This is a genomic window from Marinobacter sp. HL-58 (assembly GCF_001314605.1).
Taxonomy (GTDB): domain Bacteria; phylum Pseudomonadota; class Gammaproteobacteria; order Pseudomonadales; family Oleiphilaceae; genus Marinobacter.
This window is the reverse complement of sequence record NZ_LIHP01000016.1, coordinates 110,185-127,965: the sequence shown is the minus strand read 5'-3', so window position 1 is coordinate 127,965 and position 17,781 is coordinate 110,185. Positions and strand designations below refer to the sequence as shown.

The 17,781-nt window shown below is 57.6% G+C and carries 11 protein-coding genes; 8 read left to right on the top strand and 3 right to left on the bottom strand.

Features of this window, described 5'->3' with window-relative positions; translation table 11 throughout:
* Positions 1–22 precede the first annotated feature (22 nt).
* On the top strand, positions 23–2,731 hold the full coding sequence (locus HLUCCO03_RS13050; protein ID WP_027831433.1) for a penicillin acylase family protein: 2,709 nt from the start codon (positions 23–25) through the stop codon (positions 2,729–2,731).
* A gap of 286 nt (positions 2,732–3,017) precedes the next feature.
* Here the strand turns inward: HLUCCO03_RS13050 and HLUCCO03_RS13045 are convergent, their stop codons facing one another.
* Both HLUCCO03_RS13045 and HLUCCO03_RS13040 read right to left on the bottom strand, forming a co-directional pair.
* Positions 3,018–6,353, bottom strand: coding sequence for a hypothetical protein (locus tag HLUCCO03_RS13045; protein WP_027831434.1), 3,336 nt, complete (start codon positions 6,351–6,353; stop codon positions 3,018–3,020).
* Between the two features lie 299 nt (positions 6,354–6,652).
* Positions 6,653–7,426, bottom strand: a complete 774-nt coding sequence (locus HLUCCO03_RS13040) for an enoyl-CoA hydratase (protein WP_027831435.1) — start codon at positions 7,424–7,426, stop codon at positions 6,653–6,655.
* A gap of 194 nt (positions 7,427–7,620) precedes the next feature.
* Between HLUCCO03_RS13040 and HLUCCO03_RS13035 the strand changes: the two genes are divergently transcribed.
* The gene (locus tag HLUCCO03_RS13035; protein WP_027831436.1) at positions 7,621–9,135 is read left to right on the top strand and encodes a fumarate hydratase; all 1,515 of its coding nucleotides are present in this window, start codon (positions 7,621–7,623) and stop codon (positions 9,133–9,135) included.
* A 110-nt stretch (positions 9,136–9,245) separates the two neighbouring features.
* Here HLUCCO03_RS13035 and HLUCCO03_RS13030 read toward each other — a convergent pair whose 3' ends face one another.
* Positions 9,246–10,700: a YdiU family protein gene (locus HLUCCO03_RS13030; RefSeq protein ID WP_027831437.1), complete on the bottom strand. Its 1,455-nt coding sequence runs from the start codon at positions 10,698–10,700 to the stop codon at positions 9,246–9,248.
* A 166-nt stretch (positions 10,701–10,866) separates the two neighbouring features.
* On the opposite strand from HLUCCO03_RS13030, the gene HLUCCO03_RS13025 reads away from it, so the two are divergent.
* Genes HLUCCO03_RS13025 through HLUCCO03_RS13000 form a run of 6 tightly spaced genes read left to right on the top strand, consistent with a single transcriptional unit; the run spans position 10,867 to position 17,750 of the window.
* Positions 10,867–11,814: a hypothetical protein gene (locus HLUCCO03_RS13025; RefSeq protein WP_292016718.1), complete on the top strand. Its 948-nt coding sequence runs from the start codon at positions 10,867–10,869 to the stop codon at positions 11,812–11,814.
* Positions 11,815–11,825: 11 nt separating this feature from the next.
* A complete protein-coding gene (locus HLUCCO03_RS13020; protein ID WP_027831438.1) occupies positions 11,826–12,629 on the top strand; it encodes a mannosyl-3-phosphoglycerate phosphatase in 804 nt (267 codons plus the stop codon).
* Between the two features lie 18 nt (positions 12,630–12,647).
* Entirely contained in the window at positions 12,648–13,871 is a 1,224-nt protein-coding gene (locus HLUCCO03_RS13015) for a glycosyl transferase (protein ID WP_027831439.1), read from the top strand.
* A gap of 22 nt (positions 13,872–13,893) precedes the next feature.
* On the top strand, positions 13,894–15,624 hold the full coding sequence (locus tag HLUCCO03_RS13010) for a sugar phosphorylase (RefSeq protein ID WP_027831440.1): 1,731 nt from the start codon (positions 13,894–13,896) through the stop codon (positions 15,622–15,624).
* A 15-nt stretch (positions 15,625–15,639) separates the two neighbouring features.
* Positions 15,640–16,752: a DUF3524 domain-containing protein gene (locus HLUCCO03_RS13005; protein ID WP_027831441.1), complete on the top strand. Its 1,113-nt coding sequence runs from the start codon at positions 15,640–15,642 to the stop codon at positions 16,750–16,752.
* Between the two features lie 29 nt (positions 16,753–16,781).
* Positions 16,782–17,750, top strand: a complete 969-nt coding sequence (locus HLUCCO03_RS13000; protein ID WP_081813511.1) for an NAD(P)H-quinone oxidoreductase — start codon at positions 16,782–16,784, stop codon at positions 17,748–17,750.
* Positions 17,751–17,781: the final 31 nt, after the last annotated feature.

The following is a 17,781-nucleotide window of genomic DNA, read 5'->3' as shown; positions in this document are numbered from 1 at the left end:
CAATCACAATGGACAAACAACTATGAAATTGCTTCGCAAACCTTTCAGGAGCGCCGGCAAAGGCGCATTGAAAGCTGCTGGAGTAGCGCTGGCCAGCAGCTTTCTGATAACAGGATGTTTCGACGGTAGCAGCTCTTCCAGTTCCGGTGACTCAGTGAACGAACAGCTCTTCCCGGCGGACGGTAAATTTGAGGCAAATATAAGGAGAACGACGAACGGGGTTCCGCATATAAAGGCGAATAATCTTGCTTCGGCGGCTTTTGGACATGGCTACGTACAGGCCCAGGATAATGTGTGTTTGTTGGCAGAGGCATTCGTCAAGGCAAGGAGTGAAAGGGCGAAGTATTTTGGCCCCGGCGATAACAGTATCAATATAATCAACGATTTCAGCTATATGGCGCAGGACATACTCAGCGGAGCCAAAGCCGAGTTTCCACAGCTTACTGAAGAAAGTCGCGCCATGGTTGAAGGTTTCACGGCCGGATATAACCGGTACGTAAGCGAAACCGACCCCAGCGCCCTACCTGCGGAATGCCGTGACCAGCCCTGGGTAAAGGAAATCGAGCCAACCGATCTGCTGGCGCACTATCGGATCGTGGGGCAATTTGCCAGTGGTGCGCAATTTGCCACTGGCTTGGCCTTTGCCGCGGTACCTCCGGGAGAGTCAGCCGAGCCGATTCTGGCTCAGAATACTGACGATACCACTGGCAAGCTCTTGCAAGTGGCAGAGGCTGCTCGACAGAACGTTCGCAGGATCGACAACTTTGCGGACATGGGCCTGGCCAGCAACGCCTGGGGTATTGGCTCTGAACTGACCGAGAATGGAAAAGGTGCGTTACTCGCGAATCCCCATTTTCCGTACACCGGCCACAGGCGGCTCTACCAGGCCCAGCTGACTGTTCCGGGCTACCTGAATGTCAATGGCGCGGGGCTGCTTGGCACGGCCATTCCGCTGATTAACTTCAACGAGAATCTGGCGTGGTCCCACACAGTGACCACCAGCCGACGCTTTACCTGGTATGAACTGGAGCTGAAGGCAGGTGACCCGCTGACCTATATTAAAGACGGCGTCGAAAAGCCTATAACCTCCAAAACCTTTCAGATTGAAGTGAACATGGGCGGCCCTGAGCCGGTCGTTCTTGAAAGGACCTTCTGGTTCTCCGAATACGGCCCTATGCTGGCGGCAAACGAGGCCAACGACGCCTTCCCGGAGTGGGGTGGGACGGGGCTTGTCAACGGTGAACCGGCCGCTTATACCTATCGCGATGCTAATGCGAATACCTCCGGCCTGCTTGATACCTGGCTTGAGATGAGTCGGGCGACGAATCTTGAGGAGTTTAAGAATGTGTTCCGTGAGTGTGGTACCACCCTGTGGACGAACACCACATACGCAGACGATCAGGGCAATGCCTACTATATTGATAGTAGCTCCGTGCCCAATCTCTCTGGGGCTTCTCTTGCGGTCCTTGATTTCAAGCGCACTGCCAGCCCGGCGTTCAACCAGTTGTTTGATGGCGGTGTCACCCTCCTTGACGGTTCAAAGTCCCGGGATGACTGGGTAGAAGGGGAGTGTGCAGGCTTGGTGCCTTTTGAGGATAAGCCCCAGTTGCAACGTGCAGACTGGGTTCAGAACTCCAATAGCAGTCATTGGGCCACCAACCCTGATGAGTTTCTAACTGGTTTTTCGCCCCTCTTCGGCGCTGAGAATGCGCCGGTGAATCCCCGCACGAGACTTGGCATCAAAATGCTTCAGAACCCAACTGATCCGGGACTGGACCCGAATACCCCACCGCCCGCCGGTCAGGATGGCAAATTCAGCGCCGAGGATCTGATCAACACCATCTGGAACAACCGGGCCTGGTACGCCGAACAGTTCTTGCCAGAACTGCGGGCTCGCTGCACTGAGATAAGCGACCCTGTTGAAGTGCCCCAAGGACTCCTGCCGTCAGATCCCGAGGTGACATCACCTGGCTCAATGGATGTTACAGAAGGGTGTGATACCTTGAATGACTGGAATGGAACCTATGATCTAACCAGTACCGGTGCCCATCTGTTCAGGGCGTTTATCGATATCTACAATCGAAGCTTCCCCGATGACCTGGAAACGGATTTCGATCCGGCGGATCCAGTCAACACGCCGGCTGACCCTTCAACGGACAATCGCGGCGAGGCTGATGACGTTATGCTTCAGTCCCTGGCAGCAGCAATGGTATTGCTGGAGGATGCCGGTATTGCACTTGATAGCCCGCTGGGTGAGGTTCAGTACTATCAGCCCACTGGAGGTGTTCCGCCAGGAGGGGATCCGGCAAATGCTCAGGCGCTCTCCGCAAGAATTCCATGGCACGGTGGTGATGGCAATGTAGAAGGTGCCTTCAACGCCATTGGCGTGGTGGATAATAATTTCGCTGAAGATACGCGCATTCCGCGAGTGAATACCCCGGAATATGATTCTGACAGTGGAGCCGGCTTCGCGGCAGGACTATCTGCTAACGATGGAGAAGGTTGGTTGATTGCCCGCGGTACAAGCTGGCATTTCGGGCTCGAGTATACGGATGAGGGGCCTCAGGCCTATGGGCTGACCAGTTATTCCCAATCCGCAGATACAGAATCTGACTTCTTTATCGACCAAAGCAGTCGCTACTCACAGAAAGATGCGAGGAAGCTGTACTTTACGGAGGAGGAAATCGAACAGAACCTACTGACTGATGGGGAGATAACCATCAGTAACTAATAGGCTAAAATAGAGAATTCCTGCAGCTGTGTATGGTAACAGGAACCCCGGGGCTTGGCTTCGGGGTTTTTTGTTGGCTTGGCATAACGCCTGTGACGTGATCCCGGTTCGTACCCTAGTTGATGACGCGTAGAGATGATCTTTGCAGTAGAGATGTTTGGGGGTGAGGGGAGTATCGGTGTTGTGGCTGCATAGAGTATGGAGTACAAGCCGCGTGCCTGTGCAAAGCTGAAACAAAAAAGGCCGCCATCAACGATGGCGGCCTCAGCTTCACACCTCATGAAATTCAATCCGGTATCGTAGTTCCGATTAGCTGGATTGTTTGCTCAATCATTGTGCCAAAGGTTGTCTGGGCATCCTCCGTAGAGACAATCACCTCGCCGCCGGCGGCAATTGTGCGGTCTTTCAACACGTCACCCGGTTCGGCAATCTCTTCTTGTGGCAGAACCGGGGTTCCGTGGACACCTGTTTCATAGCGAGTAATCATCGGCGTGTCCAGTGGTTCCTCAGTTGCCTTGGCGCCCATGATCAGAGCGAGCGCCTCAGAGCCGGAGAGCGGCGCTGCCGGTGATTGGACGCGAAGGCCATTGGGGAAGGTGATATCCAACGGCCCTTTGTCCTCACCGTAACGCGTGTCGGCGGCATTCGGAGTAGTGCGGTCCCCCTCTACCTGAGCCAGAACAGTGTTTGAAACAGCAAGTTCGTTGGCAAAGTTGATGGGGTCAACCGCATCGAGAGTCGCCTGGTTCACATTAAGGAAGGTCTCAAGATCGGCATCACCTTGCGAGAGACCAGCCGCGACTTGCAGACCACCAAGAATGGTTGGCGCGAAGCTCGGAGAGTTTTCAAGCAGTCGTGTAGTACCAGCGACCGGAGTAAGCAGGTGCGACGACGCCACCAAAAGGTCTTCGTTGCCACTCGCCGTGGCCGCACCCACGAAGGCACCACCGTTCAGCGTGCCGAGGGAATGCCCAACGAAATTCACTCCATTACCGGTGACTCCGTCCATGCCATTGATCGTCGCAGCGAGGTTCATCAGGTCGATAGAGCCCTGGCGAAGAATGTCGCGGGAGTTCAGGAAGTTGGTCAGGTTGATAAACAGCGATCCAGAGCTGCCAACGCCCTCTTCGAAGTCCATGGCCATCGGATTGTTATCCGGGTCAGCTGTGTAGCCATAGTGGCGCTCGTTGATTTCGCCTTCGACATAACCGGTGGCAGTATTCGCAGGTTCGAGCCCCGGAATAGTGCTTCCCGCATTGGCAACCGTCGTATCGAGTGAGAACGCTAAACCCAGGGCCGGAGCATTTACCGGGTCTTCGCCCGCGCCAACAATTACGTCATCGCACTGGCCTGCCAAAACATTGCCAACTGCTTCATCGAACGACCGCTCGCCGGATACGGTACCACCGGCCCCGTCAGGCATTCCGTCGAACCTCGCGTCTTCGCATGGGGTATCGGGGGATGCATCGAGTGGCTCGAGGCCCAAAGCGATCGCGGTCAGAATTTGTGCTGGGAACTCTCCAGCAATTACCGTATCAATCGTTGCCTGGGTTTCGGGCGTCACGATAGGATTGCCTTCGTCGTCCAGTTCAGGTTGGTCAACAACCCCACCCTGAACCAGCAATGTTAGTGCAAGGCTTTCCTGATCTTCCAGCGTGAACGGTGATACACCGTGCAGGGGTTGGTCGATCGCAAATACGGCAAGGCTCAGGCCTGCCTCTTCAGCGGATGCGACCAACTGGGTGCCGAAGGCAAGTGCGGCACTTCGGTCGGTCGTGATACCGTGCTGGAAAATCACCGGGATAAGCGGAGTACCACTGTCATCGGCCGGATTCTCTCCATTCGGAGTGATGACGAGCATGGGTACCCGGACATCATCCTGCAGCGTGGGGAACGGGAAGTTGTAATTGAGCACTGAACTCACATCCGAATCTTCCTGGGGAATCGTTGCATCAAGCTGATCCCCGAGGATTGCGGCAAGGCCGGAATCTGGCTGCCAGCTCTGGGTGCGGATCGAGGATGTTGGGCCAGTCTGGTTCGCGTCAGGCACGCTGATATACTGCGGCAGCTCAATGAAACCCTGATGGACATCAATATCGCCCGCTTCAACATCCAGTGAAGAGAGCACAGCTGATACCGACAGCGCATCATTGGTGGAGTCGATGCCAAAATCGCGGGCCTCGGGTATGGGGAATTCGATACCTGCGATACCAAATCCTGCTTCCGCAGTAGCGCCGACACAATCAAACTTTTGCTTACCATCGAGGGCGTCACAGTCCCCGAAGTCGCTGCCAAGCACCTCACTGGGGGTAAATCCCGATGTTGCTACCTGTACGAAATAGGAAGTATCTCCGAAACCGAATGACGTCGGATCATCGTTCCCCGGACGAAGAAAATCTGATGGTTCAACGACGTCATTTTCTGGATCTTTGCCAAGGGCCGCCACAACAGCAGCCTGAACCTGCTCATCGGTCGCCGTTTCGGGAAGACCAAAACGTTCCGGGTCCAGTCCCGAGGGCTCGCCGCTAGCCTGTGCTTCAAAAACAGTTGCCGCTGCCGCTCTTAAACCGGCAGCACCTACCTTAACCTGCCTTTCAAGCTGGTCACTTATCCAGTTGGCCGGGTTGGCGATATGGCTAAGAACTTTTTTGTCTTCGCTGGTCGTAAAGCTGTACGACAGGGCAATATTGTCCTTGCCAAGGGCAGCCAGCCCCGCACCCTCACGGGAGCTGTTGTTCAGCGCGAAATAATTGGTGCTGATGTTTTCCCAGAAGCCCGTGATCAGGGTTTTGACGGGAGCGAGAGCGTTGTTACCAAGGGGCTCGTCTTCCTCGCCAAGATTCTGGTATGACGGGGAACCAACAATTGCATCGCCATTTACATCCTCAATGCCGTCGGTGACCACGACCACGTAACGGCTTAGAGGATTAAGAGGCGTGTTGGGACGCACGCGAATTGCAGAGTCGCCATTCAGTTCTACCACGTCGTGATCATAGGCGGGAGATTCTGCGAGTTCCATCAGGTACCCAATCGCCTGTTCACGGTTTCGGCCTTGCAGGTCTTCACCGGTGCCGAGGGGATCCTGGCCGGCAGCAAGCTGGAAAGTAACGGCCAGGGGAATGGTCGGTGGCTCTCCTGCTGAAAGGGCACGGACGGGCTCGCCGCTGGCATAGGCAAGCTCAATCAGGAAAACGTTCTGGTTAGGGTTGGGGATGACCGGCAGTTCCGTCTGTGGATCGGCTTCTGGATCGAAGGCAGGATTGGGAATGAAAGCTCTTGAGTCGACGGAATCGATGTCAATATCGCCACTCATTCGGACAACGGCAGGAGCTACCGTGGACGCGCCACTCAGTTTGTTGAGAGCTCCAATGACGGGATTTGTCTCGTCTCCATCAATGCCGAAGGAGCCATCTTGCGCTTCCTGGTCAAAGTTCAGGTCACTTGGAATAGGCACTTCGCTGGTGATCGGATTAAAAACTGGCCAGGTCTTACCATCAATGTCCGGGTTGTTAACCTTTGGCTCCGGATTCGCATTCTGCGACCCGGAGCCGGCGCTATCAAAGCACCCTGTTAGTCCAAGGGAGGACGCCACAGCAAGACTTATTAGAGTTTTCTTGAACATGGGTGTGGAACCTTTTCCTGTTGTTGTGTCGTTATGTTCGGCTGCTGACGGGGCCGGTCTGGTCCGGTAAACCCAATGTCAGTGGCCTGTTCTGCTTATTCTGTTGTCTGAATTTCTGGCCAGCGCTCTGTGCCAAGTTTTCTGTAACTCTGACTATAACGTCAGTAAAGCAACAGTTGATCGCTCTAAAGTGTGATTCTGACCATTGGGAGCCCACCCGCACAGTCGGAGTTCGGCTTCATTGAAAAATAGTTGGCCCTGAGACGTTTGTCGAGTCCCTCAGGACGGGTGTTCCGAGCTTAGCTGAAGTTTGAGAAATCGGGTTTTCTTTTTTCCGTGAAGGCCGTGATGGCTTCGGCATTTTCGGGAGATTTCAGGCGTTCAGCGAACAGTTTGCCCTCGGCCAGCATGGTGGTTTTGAGCTCTTCGGCGGTGGCCCTGTTCAGGAGTTCCCGGGTGGCGCGGATGGCGGCTGGTGGCTGGGCCGCCAGCCGGGTGCAGGCTTCCAGGGCGGCGGTTTCTGTCTGCGCCGGTTTGCATGCCCGGTTGATCAGCCCCATGCGCAGGGCATCGTCGGCGGTGAAGGCATCACCGAGCATCAGCAGCTCTGCGGCGCGCACCCGGCCAAGCCAGGAGGGCAGCAGCAGGCTGGAGCCGCCTTCCGGGCAGAGGCCAAGGTTGGCGAACGGCATCTGGAAGTGGGTGTTGTTGCCGGCGAACACCAGGTCGCAATGCAGCAGCATGGTGGTGCCGATACCCACCGCCGGGCCATTGACGGCCGCCACAATGGGTTTGTTGGTGGTGGCCAGCAGGAACAGGAAACGGCCCACGGGCGTATCCTCAAAATCCCCGGGCAGGCCCGCGGCGAAGTCGCCCAGGTCATTGCCGGCGGTGAAGCAGTCTTCGCTGCCGGTATAAAGAAGGCAGCGAATGTCGCTGTCGTTCTGCGCCTGTTCGATGGCATCGCCCAGGGCGGTGTACATGTCATGGGTGAGGGCGTTTTTGCGGTCCAGGCGATTGATACGAACGGTAAGGATGTGATTGTTCTTTTCGGTGAGGACGAGTTCGGTCACGGTGTCTCCTGCGGTCTGATTCGACTTTGGCGACGATATTACAGTCATTTGGCGCCGTTTCGCCAAGATTCCGGTGAAAAGCTTCCCCTTCAGTCTGATCCCTCGTTTCAGGATTTTCTGGTAAACTTCGCGCTTCTGTTTACACAGCCCTGAAATTCATAACCGATCTATAAACCAGACCTGATGAGACGCCTATGACCACCGTAATCCGCCAGGACGACCTGATTGAGAGCGTAGCGGACGCGCTGCAGTTCATTTCCTACTACCACCCGAAAGATTTTATTCAGGCAGTGTACGAGGCCTATCAGAAGGAAGAATCCCAGGCGGCGAAGGATGCCATGGCGCAGATCCTGATCAACTCCCGCATGTGTGCCCAGGGCAAGCGGCCGATCTGTCAGGATACCGGTATTGTGACGGTTTTCGTGACCATCGGCATGGATGTGCAGTGGGATGCGGACATGCCGCTGGACGACATTATCAATGAGGGCGTTCGTCGCGCTTACACCCATCCGGATAACGTGCTGCGCGCCTCCGTGCTGGCAGACCCGGACGGCAAGCGTGCCAACACCAAGGACAACACGCCCGCCGTCATCCATTACAAGATGGTTCCGGGCAACACCGTGGATGTCCACGTGGCCGCCAAGGGTGGTGGTTCCGAAGCCAAGTCCAAGTTCGCCATGCTCAATCCGTCGGATTCCGTGGTGGACTGGGTGCTGAAGATGGTGCCGCAGATGGGCGCCGGCTGGTGCCCGCCCGGTATGCTGGGCATCGGCATTGGTGGCACCGCCGAGAAGGCGATGGAACTGGCGAAAGAGTCCCTGCTGGATCCGATTGATATCCACGACCTGCAGGCCCGCGGCGCCTCCAACCGAGCTGAAGAACTGCGCCTGGAACTGTTCGAGAAGGTCAACGAACTGGGCATCGGCGCCCAGGGCCTGGGTGGCCTGACCACGGTTCTGGATGTGAAGGTGAAGGATTATCCCACCCACGCCGCCAACAAGCCGGTGGCGATCATTCCCAACTGTGCCGCCACCCGCCACGCTCACTTTGTGCTGGACGGCTCCGGCCCCTCACTGCAAACCCCGCCGAGTCTGGACGACTGGCCGGAAATCACCTGGGAAGTGGGTGACAGCGTGCGCCGCGTGAACCTGGATACGGTCACTCCGGAAGATGTGAAAGACTGGAAACCGGGCGAAACCGTGCTGCTGTCCGGCAAGATGCTGACCGGCCGTGACGCCGCCCACAAGGTCATGGTGGACATGATCGAGCGCGGCGAAGAGCTGCCAGTAGACCTGAAAGGCCGCTTCATCTATTACGTGGGCCCGGTAGATCCGGTGCGTGAGGAAGTGGTTGGCCCGGCCGGCCCCACCACCGCCACGCGCATGGACAAGTTCACCCGCACCATGCTGGAAAAAACCGGCCTTACCGGCATGATCGGCAAGGCCGAGCGCGGCCAGGTAGCCATCGACGCCATCCGTGAGTTCGGCGCCGTCTACCTGATGGCGGTGGGTGGTTCAGCCTACCTGGTGTCCAAGGCCATCAAGCACGCGGAAGTGGTGGCCTTCCCGGAACTGGGTATGGAAGCCATCTACGAGTTTGAAGTGGAAGACATGCCGGTGACTGTTGCAGTGGACTCCAAGGGCTCCTCTGTTCATCAGACCGGCCCGGCCGAGTGGCACGACAAGATCATTGCCGCTAAAGCCGTTTAAAAAAAGATTTGCCACGAAATCCACTAAATCCACGAAAAAATGAAAAAAAACAGATCAGTTATTGTTTTTTTTAGTGGATTTCGTGGATTTAGTGGCAAAAAATCTTTTCCCTAGGAAGAGCAACTGATATTCAAATGCTTCCCCCAATCCGGGGGCTGTGCTGCATATTCTTCGTTTTCCGGCTGTTCATCGAACGGCTTTTTCAGTACCTCAATTAATTCCTTCATCGGCTCGTAGTTGCCACTCTGGGCTTCCAGGATCACCTGCTGCGCCAGGTAGTTTCTGAGGATGTACTTCGGGTTCACCTTGCGCATCTGGTATTCCCGCTCGTCATGGGCGCGGGTTTCGTTTTGCAGGCGCTGCTCGTAGCGCTCCAGCCACTCATCCGCCACGCTGCGGTCCACGAACAGATCCCGGATGGGTGATGAGCCCTTTGATGTGAGATTGGACAGACCCCGGAAGAACAGCGTGTAGTCCACATGGTGCTCGTGCAGCATGCTGAAAGTATCCATAATCAGGCTGAGATCCGACGAATCCTCCTGCGCCAGCCCCAGCTTGTCCCGCATGTTCTGCAGGAAGCGCTCGTTGTAGGCGATTTCATAACGCCGCAGGCTCCGGCGCACATCATCCTCGTTCATCACGGGCAGCAGTGCATTGGCCAGGTACTGGCAGTTCACAAAACCGACGTTGGGCTGGCGGTTGTAGGCATAACGCCCGCCCTGGTCGGTGTGGTTGCAGATGTAACCGGCGTCGAAATCGTCCAGGAACGCATAGGGGCCGTAGTCAAAGGTATCCCCGATGATGGACATATTGTCGCTGTTCATCACCCCGTGGCAGAACCCCACCGCCTGCCAGTCCGCGATCATCCGCGCCGTGCGCTCCACCACTTCCACAAACCAGCGCTGGTAACGCTCGTCCTCGGGCAGGTCGATCAGGTGAGGGAAGTGCAATGAAATCACATGCTCCATCAGGGTCTTCACCGCCCCCGGCCCCTCATGATGAGCCGCAAACTCGAAATGCCCGAAGCGGATATGCGTCTCCGCCACCCGCATCAACGCCGCCGCAGTCTCAATCGACTCCCGCCGCACGGGGTCCTTCGCACTTACCATAAACAGCGCCCGCGTGGTCCGGATCCCAAGCGCCGCCATCGCCTCGCTGCACAGATATTCCCGAATCGTCGACCGCAGCACTGCCTTGCCATCCCCGAACCGCGAATAGGGCGTCATCCCCGCACCCTTCAAGTGCCAGTCCCAACGCCGCCCATCTGGGCCCACCGTCTCCCACAACAACAGCCCACGGCCATCCCCGAGATCCGGGTTATACATCCCGAACTGGTGCCCCGTGTACTTCATCGCCACCGGATCCATCCCCTCAAGCAGCTCGGTTCCTGCACCAACCCCGGTCCACTCCTCGGGATTGTCCGTATGAAACCCCATCTCCCTGGCCAGCTCATGGTTAAAACACACCATCCGCGCGTCCTTCAACGGCGTGGGCTGCACCCGGGTGTAGAAACTGTCGGGAAGCTCAAGGTAGCGGTGTTCGATTTTGAATTCATTGCTGCTCATATAACGTAAGTATCTCTTTGGGCGGAGAAGTTAACTCCCAAGTTTACAACACCAGTGTCCCAGATAACTCAAGCCCGCGACAAACAACCCGGCGTCGACCACCTATACTCCAATCTGGTACAAAACCTGCAAAACCCGATACAAACCAAAGGGGGAAAAGCCAACCGTGTCTACACCCGAACTGACCACCACCATCCAGACTTTGATAAAACAGGAATCACTCCCCGATTCCTACGCCGACATCGCCAAAAAGACCATCCTCCCCCTGGCCCAGCACCTCCACAGCCTCAGACAGGCCCGCAGTGAACCTGTCGTTATCGGCATCCACGGCGCCCAGGGCACCGGAAAATCCACCCTCACGCTGTTTTTACGGGATCTGCTGACCGCCCACTATCGCATACCCACGGCGAACTTCTCCCTCGACGACCTCTATCTCACCCGCGCCGAACGGGAGAAACTGGCCGAAGAGGTTCACCCCCTGTTTATCACACGGGGCGTACCAGGCACCCACGATCTGAGCCTGGGCCAGCAGGTGATCGACCAGCTGAAAGCGGCCGGGCCGGATTCTGAAACCGCCATTCCCGCCTTCGACAAATCCCGGGACGACCGCCGCCCGAAAGACCAGTGGCCGGTGTTCAGGGGCAGGGCAGACATTATCCTGATTGAAGGCTGGTGCATGGGCGCAGAACCCGCAGCCGATGAGAGTGAGTTGCTGACACCGGTCAACGCACTGGAAGAATCCGAAGACCCTGAAGGCATCTGGCGCCGATACGTCAACCGCTGCCTGCAGGGCGACTACGGCCGCTTTTTCAGCCAGATCGACAGCCTGATCATGCTCAAGGCGCCCTCTCTGGAGTGTGTTCACCAGTGGCGCACCTTGCAAGAGCATAAGCTCAGGGAAACGTTAAACAGTGCACCAAAAGAGGGCGAAAAAGACGGTGCTCATGCACAGCCATTGCGCATCATGAGTGAAGAGGAGGTTGCCCGGTTCATCATGCACTACGAACGAATCACCCGCGCCAGTCTGGAGGAAATGCCCGCGCGCGCGGATTGCGTGATTCACGTGGATGAAGACCACAACTTCAGTGAACCGCTGATACGACAACGCCAGTAGAGGATGCCGCCATGCCCAAGCCCCGCCTGATTGTCTTTTCTGACCTGGATGGCACCCTGCTGGACCATCACAACTACCACTGGTCCGCCGCCAGGCCTGCTCTGGAGCGGCTGGCAGCAGCAAAGATACCGGTGGTGCTCAACTCCAGCAAAACCGCCGGCGAGATCCGGGCGCTGAGGGACGAACTGGACAATAACGCGCCCTATATCGTTGAAAACGGTGCCGCCGTGGTTATCCCCGCGAACTGTTTTGGACCGGGCCCGGAGCAGGTGGAGACTTTTGGGGCATCCCGGGATGATGTCCTCGCATTACTCGCACAACTGCGAGACGAGGGCTTTCAGTTCCGCAGTTTCAGCGACATGAGCGCAGCAGAGCTGGCCCGCAATGCCGGCCTGTCTGAGTCAGCGGCGGAGCTGGCGAAGGACCGGGCTGGCACCGAGCCGCTTTTGTGGGAGGGGGACGACGCATCCCTGGAGGCTTTCAGGCAGAAACTCGCCGCGCAAAACTGCCGCCTGGTGCAGGGTGGGCGCTTTCTTCATGCCATGGGAACCTTCGATAAGGCCGATGGGGTCCGATTTTTGCTGCGCAAGTATGAGGCGCAGTACCCAGCGGAGAAGATCATTGCCATTGCGCTGGGTGACAGCCCCAACGATCAACACATGCTGGAGGAGGCGGATATTGCGGTCATTGTCAAAGGCGCGCAGTCAGACAGCGTATCGCTGCCTTCCCAGAGCAGGGCAATACGCTCCATCAAGGAGGGCCCTGCAGGCTGGAATGAATGCGTACTGAATCTGCTGATTGAGTACGGTTACTGAAACCACAGGAGCTCCACCATGGGCGACTTTTATCAGAACGGCATCATAACCACCCTTCACAACCTCTGCCGCCGGCCGGTGGAGGAGCTGGAAGCGGAACTGATGAGCTTTCGCAAAGCCCGGCCCATGTCGCTGGTACTGCCATCCCTGTATTCGGAACTGGAAGGCCCGGCGCTGAAGAACATTGTAAAGGAACTGGCCAAGGTGCCTTACCTGGAGCAGATCGTCATTGGTCTGGACCGGGCCAATGAGCAGGAATACCGGCACGCCCTGGAGTATTTCTCGGAACTGCCCCAGCATGTTCGGGTGCTCTGGAACGATGGGCCCCGGTTACAAGCGCTGGACCTGAAGCTGCGGGAGCAGGGCCTGGCACCCACGGAAATGGGTAAGGGCCGGAACGTCTGGTACTGCTTCGGGTATGTGCTGGCCTCCGGCCTGAGCAAATCGGTGGCCCTGCACGACTGTGACATACTGACCTATTCCCGGGATCTGGTTGCCAGGCTGATCTACCCGGTGGCCAACCCCAATTTCAACTACATGTTCTGCAAGGGCTATTACGCCCGGGTGGCAGACGGAAAAATGAACGGCCGCGTCAGCCGCCTGCTGGTCACGCCGCTGATCCGGGCCCTGAAAAAAGTGTGTGGCCCCAGTGATTTCCTGGATTATCTGGACAGCTACCGCTATCCCCTGGCCGGGGAGTTCTCTTTCCGCACCGACGTCATCGAAGACCTGCGCATTCCCAGTGACTGGGGGCTGGAAGTGGGCGTGCTGTCGGAAATGAAGCGCAACTACGCCACCAACCGCCTGTGCCAGGTGGATATCGCCGACACCTACGACCACAAGCACCAGGAGCTTTCCCCGGAAGACGCCAGCCGCGGCCTGTCCAAAATGAGCACGGACATCAGCAAGGCCCTGTTCCGCAAGCTGGCCACCAACGGCGAGATCTTCTCCAACGAGAAATTCCGCACCATCAAGGCCACCTATTTCCGTATTGCCCTGGATTTCGTGGAAACCTACCAGAGCGATGCCATCATCAATGGGCTGAGCTACGACCGCCACAAGGAAGAAAAGGCGGTGGAACTGTTCGCCCAGAACGTGATGCTGGCCGGGGCCTACTTCCTGGACAACCCGATGGATACCCCCTTTATTCCCAGCTGGAACCGGGTTACCAGTGCGATTCCGGATATCAAGGAGCAACTGATGGAAGCCGTGGAACTGGACAATCAGGAGTATCGCCAGTGAGAACCGGGCCGGAGCCGCAACCATGAGCAACACCCTGCATCACAAGCTCGCCACCATGCTGGAGGTGGTCTACCCGGAGGTGGACACGGAATACCTGGCCGACCAGCTGCTGTCCACCATGGGCCTGCAACCGGACACCCCTGCACCCCCGGCGCACCAGAACAACTGGGACGAGTCTGACGTGATGCTGATCACCTACGCAGACACGGTACAGCGGGAAAATGAAAAACCACTGAAGACCCTGTACCGGTTTCTGGAGGACTGCCTGAAGGACACGGTATCGGCGGTACACATACTGCCGTTCTTCCCCTACAGCTCGGACGACGGCTTCTCGGTGATGGACTATCTGGCGGTCAACGAGTCCCACGGCGACTGGGAGGATATCGAGCGCATCGCCGGCGGCTACAAGCTGATGGCGGACCTGGTGATCAACCACATGTCCGCCCGCAGCCGCTGGTTCGAGAACTTCAGAAAACGAATCGACCCCGGCAAGGACTATTTCTTCGAGGCCCGGCCCACCGACGACCTGAGCGCCGTGGTTCGCCCCCGCACATCGCCCCTGCTTAACGCGGTACAGACGGATGACGGAGAGCGTTATGTCTGGTGCACCTTCAGCGAAGACCAGGTGGACCTGAACTTTGCCAACCCCCAGGTGCTGAACGAGTTTGTGGGCATCATCCGTTATTATCTGGAGCGGGGCGTGACCATCTTCCGGCTGGATGCGGTGGCATTCCTGTGGAAAGAGGTGGGCACGCCATCCATCCATCTGCAGCAAACCCATGAACTGATCAAGATTCTGCGGTTACTCATTGAGCATCACACCCCCCACGGCGTGGTGATCACCGAAACCAATGTCCCCAACCGGGAGAACCTCACCTATTTCGGCAACGCCAACGAAGCCCATGTGATCTACAATTTTTCCCTGCCGCCGCTGCTGATCAACACCCTGGTTACCGGCAACTGCCGGCATCTGAAAACCTGGCTGATGAGCATGCCGCCGGCCCAGATGGGTACTACCTACCTGAACTTTGTCGCGTCCCACGACGGTGTCGGGTTGCGCCCCACGGACGGGCTGCTGACGGATGAGGAAAAGCAGCGGCTGATCAATACCATGGAATCCTTCGGCGGCAAGGTGTCCTACCGGCGCACACCGGACGGCAAGGACCAACCCTATGAAATGAACGTGGCTCTGTTCGATGCCCTCAAGGGCACGGCGGAGAGGGGGGCGGATCACTGGCAACTGCATCGCTTTATCTGCGCCTATACCATCATGCTGGCATTGGAGGGCATTCCCGCCTTCTACATCCACAGCCTTCTGGGCACTGAAAACGATCATGACCGGGTCGCGAATACGGGTCGGCTGCGCTCGATCAATCGGGGGCAGTGGAACCTGGAAACACTGGAAGCCAAACTGGCGGATCCGCTGAGCCACCATCACAAGGTCTTCGTTGAACTGAAACGCCTGATCGGTATTCGCCGCAGGCAACCGGCCTTTCACCCCAACGCCACCCAGTTCACCCTGCACCTGGGGCTTCAGTTGTTCGGCTTCTGGCGCCAGAGCATGCGCCGGGACCAGTCCATCTTCTGTATTCACAACATCACCGACGAGGTGCAGCAGGTGTCCCTGGGCGACATCAACCTGATCGGCACCGATGAGTGGCAGGACCTGATCTCCGGCCTGAAGATCGATGACCTCTCCGGCTGCCTGACCCTCAAACCCTACCAAAGTGTCTGGCTGTCCAACCGGGAATGATGGCAAAATGCGCCGATGCCATCGAGCCATCAGCCCCGCATTCTGCTTTTATCCGCCTACGACGCCGGCAGTCACAAACGCTGGCGGGAACAGCTGGTGGCCAGCCAGCCCGAATTCCACTGGGTGGTGCTGGCATTACCGCCAAGGTTCTTCCGCTGGCGGATTCGCGGCAATGCGCTGACCTGGCTGCAGGAACCCGCGTTAAAGGCGCCCTACGATCTGCTGATCGTCACTTCCATGGTAGATCTGGCGTCCCTGAAAGGGTTTCATCCCCACCTGGCACGAACGCCCACCATTCTCTACATGCACGAGAACCAGTTCGCCTATCCGGACTCCGGCCGGCAGCACTCCAGCGCTGAGCCCAAAATAGTGAACCTCTACAGTGCGGTAGCGGCTGATCGTGTGTTGTTCAACAGTGCCTGGAACCGCGACAGCTTTCTGGAAGGCGCCTATCGTTTTCTGGAAAAGATGCCGGACGGCCTGCCCGATGGACTGATCAGCAGCATCCGGGAAAAATCCCACGTCATACCGGTGCCCATCGAGGACAGGCTGTTTGTGCAGCGGCACAGCACACTCAACGCCCGATGCCCGCATCTGCTCTGGAATCATCGCTGGGAATACGACAAGGCACCGGACCGGCTGTTGCTCCTGCTGGAGGCTCTGGCAGAATCGGGGCAGGATTTCCGGTTAAGTGTGGTGGGGGAACAGTTCCGCAATCAGCCGGGGGCGTTCGCCCGCATCCGGGAAGCGCATTCCGACCGGATTGTGAACTGGGGATACCTGGAGAGCCGGGCGGACTATGACCGGTTGCTTGCCGAGGCGGACGTGGTTATCTCAACCGCACTTCATGATTTCCAGGGGTTGTCTGTTCTTGAGGCCATGGGGTCAGGCTGTATTGCCCTGGCGCCGGATCGCCTGGCTTACCCTGAATATGTGCCAGCGGCCCAGCTGTATGCCAGCCATGAGAGCGATCCCGCAGCGGAGGCAGACGCGGCGGTACAGTGTCTTGGCTGGCTGCTGACTGATCCGCCCGAGCCCTGTGAGCCCACCGCCTGGCGGTTGAGCGAACTGCAAAAGAAATATTACAAAGTGATCAGTGCAACCCTGCACCGGCAGACGGTATGCTGAGCCTGACGCACACTATGGAGTAACCACAGATGATGAGAGCCATAAAGGTCAGTGGCGACACATTGAGCTGGGAGGCCTGTGACATCCCTTCCGAGGTGGCAGAAAATCATGTGGCTATTGATATTGCGTGGACCGCCATCAACCGTGCGGACCTGATGCAGAGAGCCGGGGTGTATCCGCCGCCGCCCGGGGCTTCGGAGATTCTCGGCCTGGAAGTCAGTGGAACCATTTCAAGCGTGGGGGAGGGGGTCACTCATCTCAAACCTGGCGATGAAGTCTGTGCCCTGCTCACCGGTGGCGGTTACGCCACCCATGTGGTGGTGCCAGCCGTTCAGGTCTTGCCCATTCCAAAGGGGTACACCCTGGAGGAAGCAGCAGCGATTCCGGAGGTGTTCGCCACCGCCTGGCTGAACCTGTACCACGAGGCGGCTCTCAAGCCCGGCGAAAAGGTACTGGTGCATGCTGCGGCCAGCGGTCTGGGAACGGCCGTTATCCAGCTGGCCACGGCCCTTGGCAATCCGGTATTCGCCACCGCCGGTGACAAACAGAAACTGGAAACCTGCAGGAAGCTGGGCGCCAGTGGCGTGTGGAACCGTAAGGATGGCTCCTTCGTTGACGCCATCAAATCCTGGGGCGGCGTGGACATGGTTCTGGACCCGGTAGGCGGCAACTACATTGCTGAGGACCAGAAAGTTCTGAATGTGGACGGCCGGATTATCCTGATTGGTCTGATGGGCGGCCGCATGGCGGAAGTGGATCTTGGGCTGATGTTGATGAAGCGCCACCGCCTGATCGGTTCTACCCTGCGCTCACGACCGGTTGCCGACAAGGGCGAAGTGATGAGCGCCCTATATCAGCATGTATGGCCACTGCTCGCCGCCCGCCAGATTGATCCGGTGATCGACAGTTCCTGGCCCATTGAAAAGGCCGGTGAAGCCATGGCCTACGTGGCGGACAACCGCAATACCGGGAAGGTGCTGTTGCAGGTGGCGGGTTAAGGCAATCGGATAAACCTCCGTCCCTGGAGGT

Excerpts from the sequence above, each read along its gene's own strand:
- HLUCCO03_RS13020 (WP_027831438.1), top strand. The coding sequence starts at position 11,826 with ATGCCCAAGCCCCGCCTGATTGTCTTTTCTGACCTGGATGGCACCCTG.
- HLUCCO03_RS13015 (WP_027831439.1), top strand. The coding sequence starts at position 12,648 with ATGGGCGACTTTTATCAGAACGGCATCATAACCACCCTTCACAACCTC.
- HLUCCO03_RS13005 (WP_027831441.1), top strand. The coding sequence starts at position 15,640 with ATGCCATCGAGCCATCAGCCCCGCATTCTGCTTTTATCCGCCTACGAC.
- HLUCCO03_RS13000 (WP_081813511.1), top strand. The coding sequence starts at position 16,782 with ATGATGAGAGCCATAAAGGTCAGTGGCGACACATTGAGCTGGGAGGCC.
- HLUCCO03_RS13030 (WP_027831437.1), bottom strand. The coding sequence starts at position 10,700 with ATGAGCAGCAATGAATTCAAAATCGAACACCGCTACCTTGAGCTTCCC.
- HLUCCO03_RS13035 (WP_027831436.1), top strand. The coding sequence starts at position 7,621 with ATGACCACCGTAATCCGCCAGGACGACCTGATTGAGAGCGTAGCGGAC.
- HLUCCO03_RS13045 (WP_027831434.1), bottom strand. The coding sequence starts at position 6,353 with ATGTTCAAGAAAACTCTAATAAGTCTTGCTGTGGCGTCCTCCCTTGGA.
- HLUCCO03_RS13010 (WP_027831440.1), top strand. The coding sequence starts at position 13,894 with ATGAGCAACACCCTGCATCACAAGCTCGCCACCATGCTGGAGGTGGTC.
- HLUCCO03_RS13050 (WP_027831433.1), top strand. The coding sequence starts at position 23 with ATGAAATTGCTTCGCAAACCTTTCAGGAGCGCCGGCAAAGGCGCATTG.